Below are 17,369 nucleotides of genomic sequence, written 5' to 3'. Positions count from 1 at the left end.
AAAGAGCTGAATATATGAAAACAATAATACGATTCTTTCTTTCAACCGTAGCCGTGACTGCTGCACTGGTTACCGGCTGCACTCCCGAAGAGGAACACATACCTGCGCAGGGTGGTGACAGCTTTACACTCTCCTCGAGTGAAGAGCAGGCCATCACCCGTGCGGGAGATGTGTCGGTGAATCATTTCACAGCCGGCACTAAATACCGGCTATACGGACTTATAGGGAGTTCGTGGAGCGGCAGACTCTCTACGATGGATGGGCGGGAAGGCACGGAGACCGTGGATGCGGACGGCACACATCAGATAGAATATCTGAGTACAGGTACTGACGAAGACCGTTTTGAAGGCCGAATCCTCGACTTTTATGCACTGACATACGGTAATACGACTCTGCCGGTATGCGGTTCCGAAGCAGATGGCATACCTGTTTGCAACGTCACTTCCTCTGCCGGAGGAGCACTGCCCGATTTGCGCCGTGCTGTGCTGACAGGACAATCGGGTATCAACTCGGGAGTGATTACCTTACCCTTCAAGCATACTTTGTCTAAGTTGAAGTTTGAGGTGGTGAAGCAAAAACCGGAAAGCGGTTCAACGGGTACGGATGTATTGCAAAATATCCGGTTGCAAGGTATCTCTGTCAGTGATTATAGCGAAGGAGCGCTCTTGCTTTCGACCGGAGAATACAGCCATACGGGAGGGAAAAGTGACCGTACGGTTCTGGGCAGCGGATTCTCTCAAGCTGTGACGGAAAGTGTGCAGTCTGTAACTATAGACGGGCAATCGGGCAGTGCGGCTGCCGAATGCCTGATATTCCCGACTCTAACCACGGCTGCGGAGGGACTTAAAATAAAAGTGGCTACGACGGGAACGAACAGTGGAGATCGAACGGATACGTATGAAATTCGTGTTCCGGTTATGGGAGATGACGGGAACGTTCAGAAAGATGAAAGTGGTCAAACCGTGACGGAGCCTTTCCGCTTCCTGCCCAATTACGAGTATACACTCACCATTACGATCACTAACAGTGATGTACAGATTATTACTATTATTCCCCGCCGGTACGATTGGATCGAACATGATGATGATTCGCAATATCTGGGGCAACCCCTGACTTTTAACGGCCTAATGTGGATGGACCGGAATCTCGGAGCTACCAGTGCGGATATGACAACCGCCGAGGGATGGGAAGGAGCCAGAGGATATGTGTATCAGATGGGAAGAAGTATTCCATATTATCTGCCTAAAACAGTAAACTATAGGGGAAGTGACGGAGTGACGCGTCAAAGACCTAAAAGTATGGTTGATAGAGACGGGGGTGCAAAACCTTACCCACAGATAGTGGGACATGAAAACGATGCTCCTGTCGGGCGGCCTGCGGTGGGAACCTTAGCGCTTAATCCGGGAGATGTCGGTAAGACATTTAGTTACGTTATGATCGGTGGTGATTGGGATAATACTGCCGCTACCAGTTCTACTTATTGGAAGAACACAAAGAATGACCCTTGTCCGACGGGCTGGCGCGTGCCTACTAAGGCGGATTTTGATGGAATTATGCCTACGGCAGAGAAATATGGCGACTTGACATTTGCAAAACATAGCGGAACGTCCTGGAGGGAAGTTGCTTCGAATGATCCGGAGGCAGGTGCCCGAACTGTTTATGTATGCCAACGGGCAAGTGGTGCACCGTATGGAGTCATTTATGCAATTAAGTATCAGGGAACTTCACAAGCTTATCGCCTGATGTGGACGGTGGGGATGGTTGGAGACAATCAGTCTGTAACGGATTATGGAACACGCTATCGCGCCTATGTTACAATCTCGAGGTTTCCATGTGATAAAGATGCCGACCTGAATATAAATACCTGTAATACGGATTATGATTGGGTGCATCCCAGTGATTTTATCAATCTGCCTGTTTCCGGTTATATTTATCCCAATCAAGCGGCACTGTATAATGCCGGTGCTGAGGTAGTATATGCGACATCGACCCCTAACGGTGCTTATATGTATGCTGCTTCGTTTAAATATACGGGCAATGATAGTCGTCGCTACTTTGCGGTATATGACACGTCAAGGGCTGCCGGCGTTTCCGTCCGTTGTGTGCGGGATGTCACTTCACAATAAAATGGTAAGTATGAAAAGAATGATTGTCTTCAAAAGTTGGTTGTATGTAATCATGGTTCTGCTCTGTACGGCATGTGTCCCTGCCTCTCCCGAAGAGGAGAATACGGAGGAACTGGTACAGGTGAATCCCATTGCCGGCGGATATTACGCTTCTATGCTTCCTTCGGTCCGTACCCGTGCAACGGCACAGGATAGTGAAACATTGCAGGATAAACCGATTTATCTGCTGGAAGACGGGAGTACGATACGACTGGTGGTATATGATAATACCAAGAACTTAATGGAAGAGTATTCCAAAGCCTATCTGGTACGTAACGCCGGTACGTCAGGCAGCAGTTTGCTTTATCCCTGCGAGGTAGACGACGACGGGACGGTAATATCTTCAAGCAGCACTCCTCTTTATATGAAGGCGGGTACTTATTACTTCAGAATCCTGTCACCTGCCAAGGCCTTAAACTCAAAGGGTTTTGTCAATATCGGTAATGGAGAATATCTGCTTGCGACCGACGACCGGTATACGCAAACAGCCATGACAGCGGTGACCATTACGAAAATTGATGAAGGGGGTACATTGAACAATGTTCAGACCCTGTATCTGCCCCCCATCATCAACCAGACGGCACGGATGCAGTTTACTGTCAAAGCGGGTGAGGGTGTACACTCCTTGGAGATGCTTGCCGAAGGAATTGAAATCAGTGGCATACAGCAACCACTGGACAATACAACCAGTTTTGACTGGGTGAATGGAGAGGTGCTGCCCGTGAAAGTGGGCGACCAAAGTGCATCGGTACGTATCACACAAGCCACCCAAAATGCCGATAACAGCCTGATGGCACATACCGGCATATTGCCCACAGATGCACGTTCGCACTCTATCAGCGTGTTGCTGAATCTGAAAGTGAATGGTAACCCCACTCAGTATCAGATGTTACTGACCGGTTTGTATCTGACAGCAGGACATTCGTATAACTATACCGCTACGGTGAAGATCAGTAACGGGGTGACTGTGCTGACCTGGCAAAACCGTTCGTGGACGGAAAATGTGGAAATGGATACATAAGAGCTCACCACAGATTACACAGATTAACACAGATTTATAATTTATCTCGTTGATATCTACGATTAAAAGTTCTGTGTTAATCTGTGTAATCTGTGGTGAAATGAACAAATTAGAGTAATACTTAATAATAGTCCCATGAAAAGATTCGGATATATCGTTTTTAGTGTTTGTCTGCTTACGTTGGGTGCCTGCATATCCCATGAACCGATGGATCAGGAAGAGGACGTGGTAAAAGTGTCGGTTGGGCTCACTGCCGCTTCTTTTACCAATGATGCGGTTACCCGTGCGGAGCAGCCGATGGCGCCCGATTATGAAAACCTAATTGGTAATTTGTGGATTCTGCAGTTTGACCGTGAAGGTATCCTGATCGGCAGTGAACAGATAGTGCTGACCACACCGGTGCTCAATACAACGCTTGAAGGAGTCGCACTGAGGACCGGGCGCAGCACCCTTTGCATAGTAGGCAATCTGACAGATGCGGAGACTCCCGCGTGGCCTGATAACCTGAATGGTTTCAAAAGTCTGGTGGTAGATATGGGCTGGATGAAAGAACGGAGTGCGGACCGGAATGTATGTCTTTTCGGCTATTATGAAGGAGAGATTACTGCCGGAACCACTGCTGTGAATGTGGTATTGGGACGTCTGGTATGCAGGCTCAACATAGCTGTTTCGGCCAAGGCGGCAGGAGTATTCAGCAACGTGAAAATTCAATTGAAGCGGGCGCAGACCAAAGGTTATCTATTCCCTTCGGATACGTATCTGGCACCGGAAAGCGGTGATTATACGGAAGAGGTGATCACCACCGGAACATTGGGAACAGCTTCTTCTTATCGTTATTACTATATGGCGGAGAATGTAACCACAGGAACAAACCGGGATGAACGCACGCAACTCCAAATAAAAGCAACGAAAGGGGGGACTGAGTATACAAAAATCATTGATCTGGGCAGGAGTGATATCAATGACTATTCTCTCCGCCGAAACAATAACTATACATTCAATATCATTTTAGAATAATCATATATCTTAATAGTGTGGAAGCTATCTGCGACAGACGCTTCCCCTTGCTTGTTTTGTTTGTTGCAGGTCCATGCTTTCCCGGTGGGGAAAGGTGGACTTGCTCGGTTTATATCGGTTATCATTCATATTAAAAAATTAATGGGGTAGTCAGAAGAAATAGCAATTCAATAAGAGAAAATAGTTGTTTGTCGTCAGTAAAGCTTCTACTTTTGAGGTGTAAGCTTATAAGGAAGAATCCGAAAATCCTGATAGTAAATAGAGTAGGAGACTATAATTATATTTTATATGGGACTGACACAGTTAAGAACAAATCCGCAAACAGTATTGAGTAGCGAACATTTTTTTGTTGATACACGTAATTTAGTTCAAACTCCTTTAGGATGTACTGTACAGATAAATGAACAGTTGAAGAATGGAGTGTTTTATTGGGACATTGCTAATCATCACTCAACAGATTTTTATTTTCCATATGTGCAGGGCAATGCCGGATATGTGGGGATACAAACTCCTGTTCAGGATGGAACGGTTGTAGTGACAGGAGGAATGAACGGATGTGCTTTGGAAGTTTGCTACCTGAATGATAACTATTATTTTTATCATGATGCAAACGGGAGCAATATGCATAAACAACGCAATGTGGGAACACAGGTATGCAGAATTGAGGCTGGGAACTATTGGAATAATAATATAGCAGGGCAATCAACGTTTTATATACCTACCATTCAGTTTGTTTGTGTTTATAAGGCAGGTTTCTGGCATGTAGGAGCTTCTGGCATTTATTATACTGGTAATGACTTTGCTTCTAAAGAAATAAAAGGCGTATTTGTGCCTGAGGGAGGAAAGTATAGAGGTTACTTTAATGATACAATTCATCTGATTCAAAGGTGATGATTGCTAATAACTGATAAAAACGTGCTTGTTTTCATTGTCTCTACGAAGGATTCGACAGATTACAAAAAGAAAGGAGGGCTACTATAAGGTCCAAGAGTGTAAATGGGAGTATACTGGTAGGATTAGTCTGATTGCTATGTTTGTGGTGACAAGAGAGGGAAGAATTTGGTCTGCTCGTAAACAAAATCTCGTTTCGGACGTTGTTCTTTGTAAAATTAAATCCTATTATTGCAGATGATGTACCTTACTATTATAGTCAAAATTGTGGTAGGCATGCTGGGCGTGCTCTTCTTTCTTCGTATCTCCGGTAAAACACAGATGGCGCAACTGACTCCTCTTGATTCAGTCAATGCTTTTGTGCTGGGTGCGCTCGTCGGAGGTGTTATCTATAGTCCCGATGTATCGGCATGGCAACTCGTTTTCTCTTTGGGGGTGTGGACCTGTTTCAACATGGGTATTCGCTATCTGCTTCGTTTCAAAACGTTGCGTCGCCTTATAAAGGGAGATACGGTGATGATTGTCCGCAATGGTCAGATCAATCTGAAAGAATTTAAACGAAACGGGCTGGAAATGGAACAGTTCCGTACCCTTTTGCGTGAGAATGGCATCTTCTCGATGATGGATGTGGATGATGTACGCTTTGAAACAAACGGGCAACTTACGGTATCGACCCGCAATTCCAAATCGGAATCGTATCTTTTCGTAAACAGTGGCTCAGTGCTGGATTCTTCATTGGAGAGTGCCGGTAAAACGGAAGAGTGGCTGAAGGATAATCTTGCCCGGCAGGGGTATCCGGACGTCAGTGAATTGTTTTGTGTGGAGTGGACGCCCGGACGTGGTTTCTATGTTGCAAAGAAAAACTCGGATAATGGTATCATAGGCAAAGAAGAGAATGATGTGTGTAATTAAAATCAGTTAACGAATCACTTTCCCTTCTTCCGTTATCAGCAGAATAGTCAGTTCTCCGTTGGGCAACAGGGGGGCGCAATGGCGATGGCATTGTTCGATCAGTAATGAACAAAACGCCTGAAGTTCCGCTTCGGGCAGGAGTTCCCAAAGTTCCCGTGCCAACGTGATGCCTTCGATGGCTGTTACAGTGGCAGTGTTGCACCCGGACTGACGGGCTATCTCTTTCAGGAATTCCTTATTCATCGTTACTTTTTTGCTATGCGTGTCGAGATGTCCTTCTGCCAGCTTTACGGCTTTACCGATCATAACCCCCAACGTGAGTTGCCGGATGCCGAGTTCGGCAGCGATCCGGATGGTTTCACCAATGAAGTTACCATAATGGACGAAAGCCTGTGAGGGTAATTCAGGGTAGAGGCTGCGGATGTATTTCTCGCTCTTGGCACCCGAATTGATGACGATGCGGGGAGAACCTGTAGCCCGGGCTACCGACATTTCTTTACGGATGGAATTGACAAATGCTTCGGAAGAAAATGGCTTCACAATACCGCTGGTGCCGATAATGGAAATGCCACCTACAACACCGAGGCGGGGATTGAAGGTGCGAGCGGCAACCTCTTCGCCTCCGGGGACAGAGATGGTGACATGTATGGGGGCAGTGGGCACGGGGGTGTGTCTGTCAAGGATGTGCAGTAGATTTTCTGTAATCATTTGCCGGGGAGTGGTGTTGATGGCCGGTCCGCCTACTTCCAGTCCCAATCCGGGCAGGGTGACGGTACCGACACCTTGTCCGCCGTGGATTTGTATAACCTGTTGCCGCTCACCTCCGGTGTGCGGCTTTTCTTCAGAAATATCGATGGATACGGTAGCTACAATGGGTAGCCCGTTCGTGACATCGGGATCATCACCTCCGTCTTTGGTCACAGTGCAGGAGACTTCCATGCGCCGGTCAGTGAACGAGCCGGTAACGGAATGGACAGGGACGGCAATCTTTTCTCCGTTGGGGAGCAAAACGGAAACATCTTTTATTCTATTTCCGGGTATGGGCGACAGGAGTTTCCGCAGAGCTGCGTTGGCGGCTGCGGTTGCGCATGTCCCGGTGGTAAGTCCGCTGCGCAGGGGCAGGAAGTCGGGCAGAAAGTGCTCGATGGCACGGCGCATTCCATTCACTCCATTCACTGTCTGGTCATACGGGGGCAGAGAAGGGCGAAGAAGGATATAAAGACGGATTCCCTGTTCGGTAATGATGTTCACTTTCTCGGAGAATCCTCCGGACACGCCGCTTTCTTTCAGAAGAACGACTTCCGGAGAGAGTTGCCGGAGGAGTTCGGGCAGGTTCTCTTTGCCGGGAGTATAATAGACCAGGCGGTCTTCGGGAAAGCCTGCCTTCCGGACTATCTCGCGGGAGCTTTCGCGGTCGAGAATGCGGAAGTAACACTCACTTTCCTTTTTCTTCCAGAAGGGTTTTAGTTTGGGGATGGACTGGACCCCGGTCAGGGCAAGTACCCGATGTATACCTTCTTCGTTGAGTAACTCTGACAGTTCTTCGTACTTTTCCCTCAGTTTGAGCGGATATTCATCGTACATCTCTTCATTAAACAGCTTGAACAGGTCATCATACATGCGTTCGTACCGAACGCAAGGGATGCCGAGCGCTTGTGAAACGGCGGTGACCGTTGCGTGCAGTTGTTCTGCAAAGGGATGGGCGGCATCCACCAGCAGGCGGATACCGTTCTTTCGGCAGAAGGCTTTCATAGTGGTCTGGGTCAGCGCACCTGTGAGCCGTATTCCGTGTTGCAGGCTGATTTCCTGTTCGTCTCCTTTGGTTGAATAGTAATAAGGTTTTCCGGCTTCTTCGGCAATGCCGACGACTTTCCTTCCTTCGGTTGTTCCTCCTAATATCAGTATCATTTTACTTACGGAATAGATGTTTAAATTGGTGTGAGTACAGGCGTGATAATCCTTCACGGTTGTCGATGGCGTCGCCTACGACAATCATGGTGGTCAGTGTCAGGTTGTTCTCCTTTACGATTTGTGCCAGATCCTTCAGCTCGCCACGATAGATGCGTTCGTCTTTCCACGTCAGATGATAACAAGCGGCAACGGGGGTAGTGGGAGGATAATGTTCAAGTAATTCCTGTTGAACCTGATCGATCACACCCGCACTGAGGAAGATGCACATGGTGCTTTGCGAACGTGCCAGCAGGCTGAGTTTCTCTTTCTCGGGCATGGGCGTGCGTCCTTCGCCTCGGGTGAGGATGATGGTTTGTACTTTCTCGGGGATGGTGAACTGTGATTGTAAGGCAGCGGCCGCGGCCTGGAATGACGAGATGCCCGGAGTGATGTGATAATGCATGCCGTATCGGTCGAAGAAGTTCATCTGTTCCTGGATAGCACCATAGATGCAGGGATCGCCCGTATGCAGGCGGACTACCAGCTGTCCGCGGTCGTAAAAGTCTTTCATCAGGGCAAACTGTTCTTCAAGAGTCATGGACGCCGAACTGCGTATGGTGGCTCCGGCTTTGGCACATTCGGTCAGTTCGTGCGGGACGAGGCTACCGGCATAGAGAATCAGGTCGGCTTCTTCAAGGAAACGGCGTCCGCGTACCGAAATCAGTTCGGGATCGCCGGGACCGGCTCCCACAATTTCGATGTGCCCTTGGCGTACGGCTGCGCTGTCCAGGGAGATGGCAACGGTAAAGTTCTCACATTTCTGCTTCGGCAGAATCAGCGGGCCGCCTCCGGCTGTCAGCAAGGCTGAGGCTTCGGACACGCTGGGCGTACCCATGTATTTATCGACTACCTCGCTTGGGGTAGGTACATCTACCTGGCTGAGTTGGCTGGCTGTATACAAGTGCAGTTCATAAGCATCGGCAAGCAGTTTCAGCACTTCTTCATGCTTTTTCTCTTCGATGGAGGAGATGGTCCGAATGGCGGCAGGTATGATGTTTGCCTCCAGTAAGGTGTTCATCAGGCGGGTGATGACGGCATTCTTCGGGCCGGCGTTGCGTGCCAGTCCCATACCCATGTGCAGCACTTTGGGTACATAGTAGAGTGCTTGCATGCCGGAAGTTTCATACAAATAAGGAGTGACGAGCAGCAACAGGCGGTATTTGCCGGTATCTATGTCCTTGAAGTTATAGAACACATCTACGTGTGACGGCAAGGTGTGTTCCAGTTGGGCAGTGCCTTCGTCACGAATATCGAGTAACAGGGCGGTCGGTGCACAGTCGACGAAAAGGGAGATCAGGTGGTTCATGTCGCAGTTTTCGCTGGGGATTGCCTGCCAGTCGTATTTCTTTCCGAGGGTGTCGAGTGCCCAGAGTCCGGTGCGGTCGCTACGGGTGGTGATGACAGGTTCGGCACCCAGAATGCCTGCCACATATTGGGTGAGTCCGTTGGCACCGCCGACGTGTCCGGAGAGTACGGAAATGACGTAGCGTCCCGTACTGTCTACGCATAGCACGGCGGGATCTGTCTTCTTATCTTCAATGCAGGGAGCGATGGCACGCACACAAATGCCCATCGCCCCGATAAAGATAAGTGCGTCGGAGTCGCGGAACAGTTGTGGAACTGCCTCCTGAAGGGCCGGGATATGCCGGCAGTCGGCATTTGCGATGGTAGAGACAATTTCAGACTCAGGTAGTTCCTGCTTGAGGGTTTTCGCCATGGATATGCTGGCTTCTGATATTACGATAATAGCTGTTTTCATTGTTGTTCGGCTTTGAGTATTTCAATGGGGTTGTATTCATTGACGGCAATTCTTGTTCCGCTGAGGAGCCGGAGTCCGGCTTCTCTTATCCCTTCGATAAAGAGCGACTTGCTTTCTTCGGATACGGAGTTGAAGACAATGCATCCTCCCGGAAGGAGGTAATGGGAGATGCGTGTAATTATTTCCTTCAGATGTCCGCCATGCCCGCCGATAAAGACGGCATCGGGGCGGGAAATGGTGTCGAGGTCGGCTTCAAGGAAATCACCTATGAGGATGGTGATGCCCGGAGTGCCGAAACGCCGGCTGTTGACCTCCATCAGTCTTTGTCCTTCGGGACGGATCTCAAAGGAGGTAACGTGCAGGTGCGGGAATTGCAGTTTGGCTTCGATGGATACGGAGCCGGTACAGAAACCGACATCCCAGAAAGAGACGCGGCGATTCAGTTCCAGCGCACTGAGTGTAAGCAGACGGATGGGAGCTTTGGTGATCATTCTGGTGCGCCCGTCCAGCAGTTCGAACTCTTCATCGGGGATTCCGAGTGGAGGGAGATTTATACGCGCTCCGGGGTGGGTGGGAGTATAGGTGTCGGGGTACTGATGGACAATCAGGCAGTTGGGATATTCAAAGGTCAGTTCTGCCGCCTCTTGAAGTTCCAGCCGGCGGATACGTTCCCGTTCCGGGTTGCCCAGATGTTCGCCGACGTACATCGTATAATGAGTGTAGCCATAGTCCAACATACGTCGGGCTATAGCGGCAGGGGTGTGTTCCCTGTCGGTGAGAATGCCCATTTTCGGTGTGCGTTCTATCAGTGTCCGGTCAAATTCATGCCAGGGACGCCCTGTGAGGGATACGGTGCGCATGTCGTCATAAGGCATGACTAATCGGTGAGCCAGTGTTTGCAGGGAGTTGAAGGTAGGATAAAGTTGTATCCCCGCCTCGGGCAAACGCCGGCGGATGGTATTGGCGAATCCGAAAAAGAGCGGGTCGCCCGAAGCGAAGACAACAATGTGGTCGTAGGCCTCGTAACGGGCAAATACCGCGTCGAGAGGGACAGTGATATCGATCCATTCCGCCCCTTCGGGAAGGAAGGCGGAGATGATGTCATGGTGACGCAAGCCCCCTGAAAAGACCTTACCCTCGCGTATCAATGCCTGTATCGAGGGTGGGAGATAAGGAGCAGGGCTGTCGTCCAGACCGATGACAATGAATTGGGTGGGATGATGGTGATCTGTCATGTCTTTAAGTTTCTAATGGGTTTTCTCTCCTTTTAAACGTCTCTTCCCGGTCTTAATTGTTCGGCATCCGGATAACAGAGGATGGCGTTGACCAGTGTGGCTGCCAGGTTACTGCCTCCTTTACGGCCTTCTACAATCAGTTTGGGGATGTGAACGAAGGGTTTGGTCATGTGCTTGGACTCCTGTACGTGGACAAAACCTACGGGAGCGGCAACGATGCCGGACGGCTGCGCTCTCTCTTTGCGGATCAGGTCGCACAGTTCCATGAGTGCCGTGGGAGCATTGCCAAATACGAATAGAGCGTCCGGGTGTTCTTCTACGGCCAGGCGGATACCGGCTTGTGTGCGGGTGATGCCTTTAGAGGCAGCCATTTCTGCTACCCTTTCATCATTCAGGTAACATTTTACCTCGACACCCAGACGTTGCAAGGCACCTTTGCGAATGCCGGATGCAGCCATGGTCACATCTGTGACAATCGTTTTCAATTTTCCCTCACCGATGGCATGATAAAGTGAAGCCACTGCACCGGGGTCGGTGTAGAGTAATTTTTCCATATCAAAGTCCGCCGTTGTGTGGATGGCATGGAGCAAAGCCCATTTATGGTCGAGCGGGATGTTTTTGTTTTTCAATTCTCCATCGATGGTACGGAAACTGCGTATCATAATATCCTGTCCGATGCCGGTTGCGTCTTCTTTTGTCTCACGATAATACCCGCGGGGAGTAATCATCGTTTCACCGAAAGAGTAGGTTTGCGAATTACCAATGATGATGACCGTGAACATGTCTACTTCTTCCGGATCGAATGCGGAAAGAGTCGTTACGTGTATTTCCTGTTCATCTCTGCCCGCCTGGCGGACATATCCCACCGGAGTCTCCGGCGAGCGCCCTTCCTGCAGAAACAATTCCCGGAGGCGGTATAGCTGCCAGTAGCGTCCTTCGCTTTTGGGGTTGTAGACGGCAGTTACAAAATCGGCTTGTGCGGCGGCGATGATACGGCGTTCGATGCGTTCCCACGGAGTCATCAGGTCGGAGAGGGAGATGACGCAGAAATCGTGTCCTACCGGAGCACCCAGCAGGGAGGCGGCTTTTTGGAAAGCACTGATTCCGGGCAAGGCGATGATTTCCACATCGCTCTGTCGTTCGCGTTTCATTTCATATATCAAGGGAGTCATGCCATAGATACCTGCATCGCCCGAACTGATGACGCAGACTGTTTTGCCTTGTTCGGCGTATTCGAAAGCTTGTTCGGCACGAACCCGTTCGCGCTTCATTCCGGTGTCGATACATTCGGCATCCGGACGGACAAAGTTACGGATAAAACGAAAATAATACTTGTATCCCACCACTACATCTGCTTCACTCACGGCAGCGAGCACCGCAGGGGTAATATCCTGTTCACTTCCCGGCCCGATGCCGGCTACGATTATCTTGGGTTGTTTCATAATTTATCGGTTTTGAGTATTATTCACCACAGAGGACACAGAGAGCACAGAGTTTTAATCTCTTGTTTATATGGATGTTTAAGAGAAAGATATTCTCTGCGTCCTCTGTGTCCTCTGTGGTGAACCTGATTCATTTCCTATTCCTGATTTAGAGAAACTATGTAGCAAAGATACGGATTAATCCGTTTTTAGCCTTTTATTCGGGAACATAAAGATGGGTGGACCCTTTCATTTTATCTTTTTATTTTCTTTCTGCATTTACGTTCGATGTACCTCACTCCGAGCACTACACCACTTAGCGAACAGACAGTACCGCCCAGCAATAGTACCCAAAGAACGGTTTTACGGAGTGTAGGCGAAGAGTTCAGTCCCTGTATGCGTAAGCGGTGCAGGGCGGTGTACATCCAGTATTTCCAACGGACCGTATCGTTCACATATCGTACGGTGGCCGTTTCCGGATGGATGTAGTAACAACTCTTGTCTGCGTCGCCGACAGTGACTTTCCAGACGGGCAACAGACTGCGGTCACGGTACATCCGGCTCATATCCCTGTAGTAGGTTTCAAATTCGTTGATCAGTGCTGCATGTAGCCGGGCGCTGTCACCATGTATGGCTCTCACGGCATCCGTTATCTGCTTTTCGTCCAATTTCAGCGGGCGCGACAGGGAGTCCGATGCATCGATATATAGATCTCCTTCACTTCGTTTTACTATATAGTAAGGTTGCGAGCGGAAATTACTCCATTCTATCTGGCGTACGTCGGGATATTCGGTTAATATCCGGCGGTAATCCAGCACATACTGCTCTAACCTCGGTGCTCCTTTCTTTATTTCGCGTGTGGGGTTTTTATCCAATACCGGTTTGCTGATCCAGGACGGAACTTCTGCCAGCGACATCATTCCGCTGAAACAGAATGTCAGCACGAAGAGACCGAAAACGATTCCCGTCACATAATGCCAGTGATACCACTTTTTGCGATAGGGAGAGAAACTTTTTCCCTGTTTGCGTGAGCGGCGCCAGATGTCGATACCTATCCACAGTCCTGCAATCGTCATCAGGCAGCCAATGCCCGACAGCCAGATCACCGTGACGCTCCATAAAGCGGCATCTTGCCGGAGCCAGGTGAAGTAAACCCAATGTGGAATAGCCCCCAGCCATGCCCAGAAACGTTCGTTACGGGTGGTGAACTGCAATACTTCTTCACTTTGTGAGCCGATGTATAACTGGTGTCTCTCCGCATCGGCAAAGTGGAACTTATAAATGGGAAACTCCTTCTTCAGGTTACCGAACGGAATCCATTGGTCGAGCCGGTTCAGCGTATCTATCCGCTCCACCGGCGCACTGCACCATAGGGACGCTGTCCGGCGGATACGGGATCCGTCTACAGATGGTAGTACCTGAGCAGAGTCAGCGGGCAAGTTATGTTCACCTTTGTCCGTGCGGATGTGGAAGACGGTCTGTCCGAGGTATCGGTCTATCCGGATTCCTTTCACTTTTTCACCTTCGGGCAGTCGGGAAGTGATTTCGCCGACAGAAGGCAGTGAAGGAGACAGGGGTTCCAGTTTCTCTAATTTTTCAGCTTGAGATGCACGTGGAAATCCGTGGTACATCATGACAAAAGCTGATAGGAACCAAACTAAAAACAGGATACTGAGCAGTGTGCCCAGTACCCTGTGAATGGTATACATCAATTTCGTGATCATCATTATAAAGTATAAGACGCAGAAAGCATGAAATTACGTGGCATGCTTGGTATCAATTGATTGCCAAGTGCCTGGTTGCAGTATTCCTTGTTGAACAGATTGTTGACGTTGACTCCCAGACGCACATTGCTCTTTAATGTATAAGAGAGACCGAGGTCGGTCAGCCAGTAAGCATCGAACGAACTTGTATTGTCTAAGTTGCGGTACACTTTGTCCTGGAAACTGGTAGAGAGATTCACTCCCAAACCTTTCAGTATACCTTTTGAAACCGTATAGGCACCGAAAGCGTAGAAAGTATTTTTAGGGATATAAGCATACTGCTTGCCTTCGCTTGCGTTTGTCTGCATATAAGGGTTGTTGGCCAGGTCACGCACTTTGGCGTCGGTGTATCCGTATCCGGCACTCATAGACAGGTTGTAAATAAGACTCCAGGTAATATCAATATCGAATCCTTTGGAATCCATTCTACCCACTTGCCCTACAACTTTTTTGTCCAGTTCTACACCATTGGCAATGTCTCCTTTGTTTGCAAGAGTCTGGCGGATATTATTCTTATTGATATAGAACAAGCTTACGTTAGCCTGCAACGTACGTGTGATCTCGTATCGTGCTCCCACTTCTACCTGGAAACCTTTCTCCGGCTTGAATACCTCTTTACCATTTATCGGAATAAACTCTTTACCATCTTTATCAATGTAAATGGTATTAGCGTCATAAAATGCGCGGATAGGTTTGAAGTAAGTACCGTATGAACCATAAATGGACACTTTGTCAATAGGCAGATACACCAATCCGGCACGGAACGTAAAGGCACCGTTGGTGATTTTGTTATATGCATCGTCATCCGGTTTGTCATAATGGCGTCCTCCGTCACTGGTGTTCAGGTTGGCGGTCTTGTACATGAACAAGTCATAACGTCCTGCCAGCATCATTTTCAGTTTATCACTGAACTCCACCAGGTCTTGCAGGTAAAATCCGTGGGTGAATGTTTTCTGTGCGGTGACAAATCTGAAAGGCGCTTCCATCCAGCCAATGCTGTGTGGATTATATACCGAACCGTGTCCTGTGGTTCCGGGGCCGGTAGCTCCGGTACTTCCGCCACCATAAGCCATGTAAGAGTCACGCATCAGGGATACAAAAGAGTAACCGCCCAGATAGTTGTGCACAACGTCTCCGGTATAGAACTTACCGCTTGCTTCCAGTTGGTTGTTCACTGTTTTAGCGATATGTGAGAAGCGTAGCGGATAACTGTAATAGATGGAATCCAGACAGATATACTTTTTGGTGTCGTTACCTTGCTCGTCTTTGGTCATGTAATAATGATCATAGATAGGGCTGTCACTTGTCAGATAGTCCAATGACTCGGTACCGAAGTAATCAATATCGTCATACGTATAAGAGAGTTTGTCCATCAGCTTGAACGCTTCGCTGAAGGTGTGTTTATACAGGACGGATATGTTGAAACCACGGTTGTACATAAAGTCCGATTCACTGTTGTAGCGGGCTTTTTTGTTCAGTCCGGGCAGGGCATCTCCTTTGCTTAGGTATTTGCTGCCGTCTGTGGCTGAGAGTATATCATAAGACATTGTGGGAGGTAAACCGATCTCGGTCGGATAGAAATCGCGGTTGGCGCCGATACGGATGTCCAGTTCGTCGCTTTCAGTCAGATGTCCGCCAAGGGCCAGGTATCCGGAAAGACGTTTGGTAGCATTACTTCTCCATCCTTCCTGATCTTGCCAGTTGACGCTTGCACGATAGTTTAGGGGACCTACCAGTTTGCCGCCTAACGCCATTGTAGCCTGTTTGTTATAATAACTGCCATAAGCGAGACGTGCGTATACGCTTTGTTTGCTTACGGGAGCTTTACGGACAATGTTGAGAACGCCACCTACGGCGGACTGTCCGTAGAGTACCGAAGCCGGACCTTTCAGCAATTCGATACTTTCAACGGAAGACAGGTCCATAAACGGATAGGAATTGTCGATGGATGAACGTTCGTCACGCACTCCGTCCACCATAATCACGGAATTATCGAACCCGCGGATAGAGAACTGCGTAAAGGCTCCGTAGGAGGTGCGGAAGCGTACACCTGGGAGGAAACGGGCAGCTTCCTGTATGTCCCGGATGTTTCGTTTCTCAAGCATTCCGGAAGTGATTGAATTGGTTGAAATGGGAATGAACTTGGCGGGAACATCCAGTTTCAGGGCATCGGTCTTTCGTCTGTAGTTGGTTGCCACTACTACTTCGTTGATTGAGAATATAGAATCATTGAAGTTGGTATATTTTCTGTTTTGCAGCTGTGCCTGCGAGGGGAGCAATAGTGCACTGCCTATTGCCATTAATATCACTCTTTTCATTCGTCTTTTTCTTTTGCATATTTGGCTTTTTTCTTCATAATGTCCACCATTTTGTGCTTCAGCATAAACCGGGCATGGTCGATAAACAGTTGTTGGATAGCGGGTATTTCACCCAATCCCTGCATACGTACATCTACTTTCAAGCCTTCCTTTTCAAGAGCTTCTTTCCAGTCGACGGCAATGTCGTTGTTGGCATGGTCACCTGCTACAAACATAAAGGGAACCAATGTCACTTGCTTGGTTTTGTTATCCTTCAGTTGCTGAAGCATGGTGTCGAATGTAGGGTAACCTTCGATGGTACCTACATGAAAGTTTTTCAATCCTTTGGCTTTCAGCATATAGTCGATCATGGCATAAGTAGCTGTACTTGGGGTATAAGTGCCATGTCCGACGAGGACCACACTGCCTTTTTCCGGCTTGCTGTTGCTCAGGATATCCACCACAGCCTCAGCGTCTTCTACCGAATAAAGAAGCGGATTACCTACCCGGATCTCTTTAAAGAATGGCGCTACTGAGGCTACGTCACGTCTCAACGACTCCATCTCAACACCTTCTATAATGTTAGTACTCTGCACAATGACATGTGTATAGCCATCTCCGAGAAGTTTCAACAGTGCTTCCAGTGGACTGGGTTTCTCAATGCCGCGAGCTTTGAGGCGGCGCATGACAATACGTGAAGTATAAGCCTCGCGCATTTCCAGTTGTGGGAATGCTTCTTTGGCTTTGGCATTGATGGCATCGATTGTTTTGGTACGGGTGTCATCGTATGTAGTACCGAAGTGTACCATAAGAAGGGCGGCTTTATCGCCCGGTTGCATGGTGGCCAGCATATCGGAGGCCACGAAGTTTCCCCCTTCGTGCGCGGAGCAGAAGAGGGAAACTAACAAGAGTAAAGAGAGAATAGATGTTTTCATTGG

General features: G+C 48.8%; 12 protein-coding genes. 5 read left to right on the top strand and 7 right to left on the bottom strand.

The window, feature by feature from the left end:
* Positions 1–14: 14 nt before the first annotated feature.
* From G7Y45_RS14075 to G7Y45_RS14055, 5 genes are all read left to right on the top strand, one after another.
* Positions 15–2,126, top strand: coding sequence for a fimbrillin family protein (locus tag G7Y45_RS14075; RefSeq protein WP_165015134.1), 2,112 nt, complete (start codon positions 15–17; stop codon positions 2,124–2,126).
* Between the two features lie 10 nt (positions 2,127–2,136).
* Positions 2,137–3,186, top strand: a complete 1,050-nt coding sequence (locus G7Y45_RS14070) for a BF2992 family fimbrillin-A clan protein (RefSeq protein WP_032531028.1) — start codon at positions 2,137–2,139, stop codon at positions 3,184–3,186.
* A 117-nt stretch (positions 3,187–3,303) separates the two neighbouring features.
* Positions 3,304–4,203: a DUF4906 domain-containing protein gene (locus tag G7Y45_RS14065; RefSeq protein ID WP_165015276.1), complete on the top strand. Its 900-nt coding sequence runs from the start codon at positions 3,304–3,306 to the stop codon at positions 4,201–4,203.
* Positions 4,204–4,491: 288 nt separating this feature from the next.
* A complete protein-coding gene (locus G7Y45_RS14060; RefSeq protein WP_044300193.1) occupies positions 4,492–5,094 on the top strand; it encodes a hypothetical protein in 603 nt (200 codons plus the stop codon).
* A 237-nt stretch (positions 5,095–5,331) separates the two neighbouring features.
* Positions 5,332–6,006 (top strand): DUF421 domain-containing protein, encoded by a 675-nt coding sequence (locus G7Y45_RS14055; RefSeq protein WP_005806367.1) that lies wholly within the window; start codon positions 5,332–5,334, stop codon positions 6,004–6,006.
* A 6-nt stretch (positions 6,007–6,012) separates the two neighbouring features.
* On the opposite strand, the gene cbiD is transcribed toward G7Y45_RS14055, so the two are convergent.
* The 7 genes from cbiD to G7Y45_RS14020 all read right to left on the bottom strand — a co-directional run bounded on the left by cbiD (position 6,013) and on the right by G7Y45_RS14020 (position 17,366).
* Positions 6,013–7,914, bottom strand: coding sequence for a cobalt-precorrin-5B (C(1))-methyltransferase CbiD (cbiD, locus tag G7Y45_RS14050; protein WP_165015131.1), 1,902 nt, complete (start codon positions 7,912–7,914; stop codon positions 6,013–6,015).
* Between the two features lies 1 nt (position 7,915).
* Entirely contained in the window at positions 7,916–9,715 is a 1,800-nt protein-coding gene (gene cobM, locus G7Y45_RS14045; protein ID WP_165015128.1) for a precorrin-4 C(11)-methyltransferase, read from the bottom strand.
* Entirely contained in the window at positions 9,712–10,950 is a 1,239-nt protein-coding gene (gene cbiE / locus G7Y45_RS14040; protein ID WP_165015125.1) for a precorrin-6y C5,15-methyltransferase (decarboxylating) subunit CbiE, read from the bottom strand. Before cbiE ends, cobM begins: the two co-directional genes overlap by 4 nt.
* Positions 10,951–10,982: 32 nt before the next feature.
* Entirely contained in the window at positions 10,983–12,392 is a 1,410-nt protein-coding gene (cobJ, locus tag G7Y45_RS14035) for a precorrin-3B C(17)-methyltransferase (protein WP_165015122.1), read from the bottom strand.
* A 233-nt stretch (positions 12,393–12,625) separates the two neighbouring features.
* Positions 12,626–14,098, bottom strand: coding sequence for a PepSY-associated TM helix domain-containing protein (locus tag G7Y45_RS14030; RefSeq protein ID WP_165015119.1), 1,473 nt, complete (start codon positions 14,096–14,098; stop codon positions 12,626–12,628).
* Positions 14,098–16,452, bottom strand: a complete 2,355-nt coding sequence (locus tag G7Y45_RS14025; protein WP_165015116.1) for a TonB-dependent siderophore receptor — start codon at positions 16,450–16,452, stop codon at positions 14,098–14,100. The genes G7Y45_RS14030 and G7Y45_RS14025 overlap by 1 nt, the downstream gene beginning before the upstream one ends.
* Positions 16,449–17,366 carry a sirohydrochlorin cobaltochelatase gene (locus G7Y45_RS14020; protein WP_165015113.1) on the bottom strand — a complete coding sequence of 306 codons (918 nt, stop codon included), beginning with the start codon at positions 17,364–17,366 and terminating at the stop codon, positions 16,449–16,451. The genes G7Y45_RS14025 and G7Y45_RS14020 overlap by 4 nt, the downstream gene beginning before the upstream one ends.
* Between the last annotated feature and the right edge of the window lie 3 nt (positions 17,367–17,369).

This window comes from Bacteroides sp. ZJ-18 (genome assembly GCF_011038705.2).
Taxonomy (GTDB): Bacteria; Bacteroidota; Bacteroidia; order Bacteroidales; family Bacteroidaceae; genus Bacteroides; species Bacteroides hominis.
Note: the sequence above shows the minus strand (reverse complement) of the source record. Positions and strands in the feature narration are given on the sequence as shown.

Excerpts from the sequence above, each read along its gene's own strand:
- G7Y45_RS14030 (WP_165015119.1), bottom strand. The coding sequence starts at position 14,098 with ATGATGATCACGAAATTGATGTATACCATTCACAGGGTACTGGGCACA.
- G7Y45_RS14025 (WP_165015116.1), bottom strand. The coding sequence starts at position 16,452 with ATGAAAAGAGTGATATTAATGGCAATAGGCAGTGCACTATTGCTCCCC.
- cbiE (WP_165015125.1), bottom strand. The coding sequence starts at position 10,950 with ATGACAGATCACCATCATCCCACCCAATTCATTGTCATCGGTCTGGAC.
- G7Y45_RS14070 (WP_032531028.1), top strand. The coding sequence starts at position 2,137 with ATGAAAAGAATGATTGTCTTCAAAAGTTGGTTGTATGTAATCATGGTT.
- cobM (WP_165015128.1), bottom strand. The coding sequence starts at position 9,715 with ATGAAAACAGCTATTATCGTAATATCAGAAGCCAGCATATCCATGGCG.
- G7Y45_RS14055 (WP_005806367.1), top strand. The coding sequence starts at position 5,332 with ATGATGTACCTTACTATTATAGTCAAAATTGTGGTAGGCATGCTGGGC.
- cbiD (WP_165015131.1), bottom strand. The coding sequence starts at position 7,914 with ATGATACTGATATTAGGAGGAACAACCGAAGGAAGGAAAGTCGTCGGC.
- G7Y45_RS14020 (WP_165015113.1), bottom strand. The coding sequence starts at position 17,366 with ATGAAAACATCTATTCTCTCTTTACTCTTGTTAGTTTCCCTCTTCTGC.
- G7Y45_RS14075 (WP_165015134.1), top strand. The coding sequence starts at position 15 with ATGAAAACAATAATACGATTCTTTCTTTCAACCGTAGCCGTGACTGCT.
- cobJ (WP_165015122.1), bottom strand. The coding sequence starts at position 12,392 with ATGAAACAACCCAAGATAATCGTAGCCGGCATCGGGCCGGGAAGTGAA.
- G7Y45_RS14060 (WP_044300193.1), top strand. The coding sequence starts at position 4,492 with ATGGGACTGACACAGTTAAGAACAAATCCGCAAACAGTATTGAGTAGC.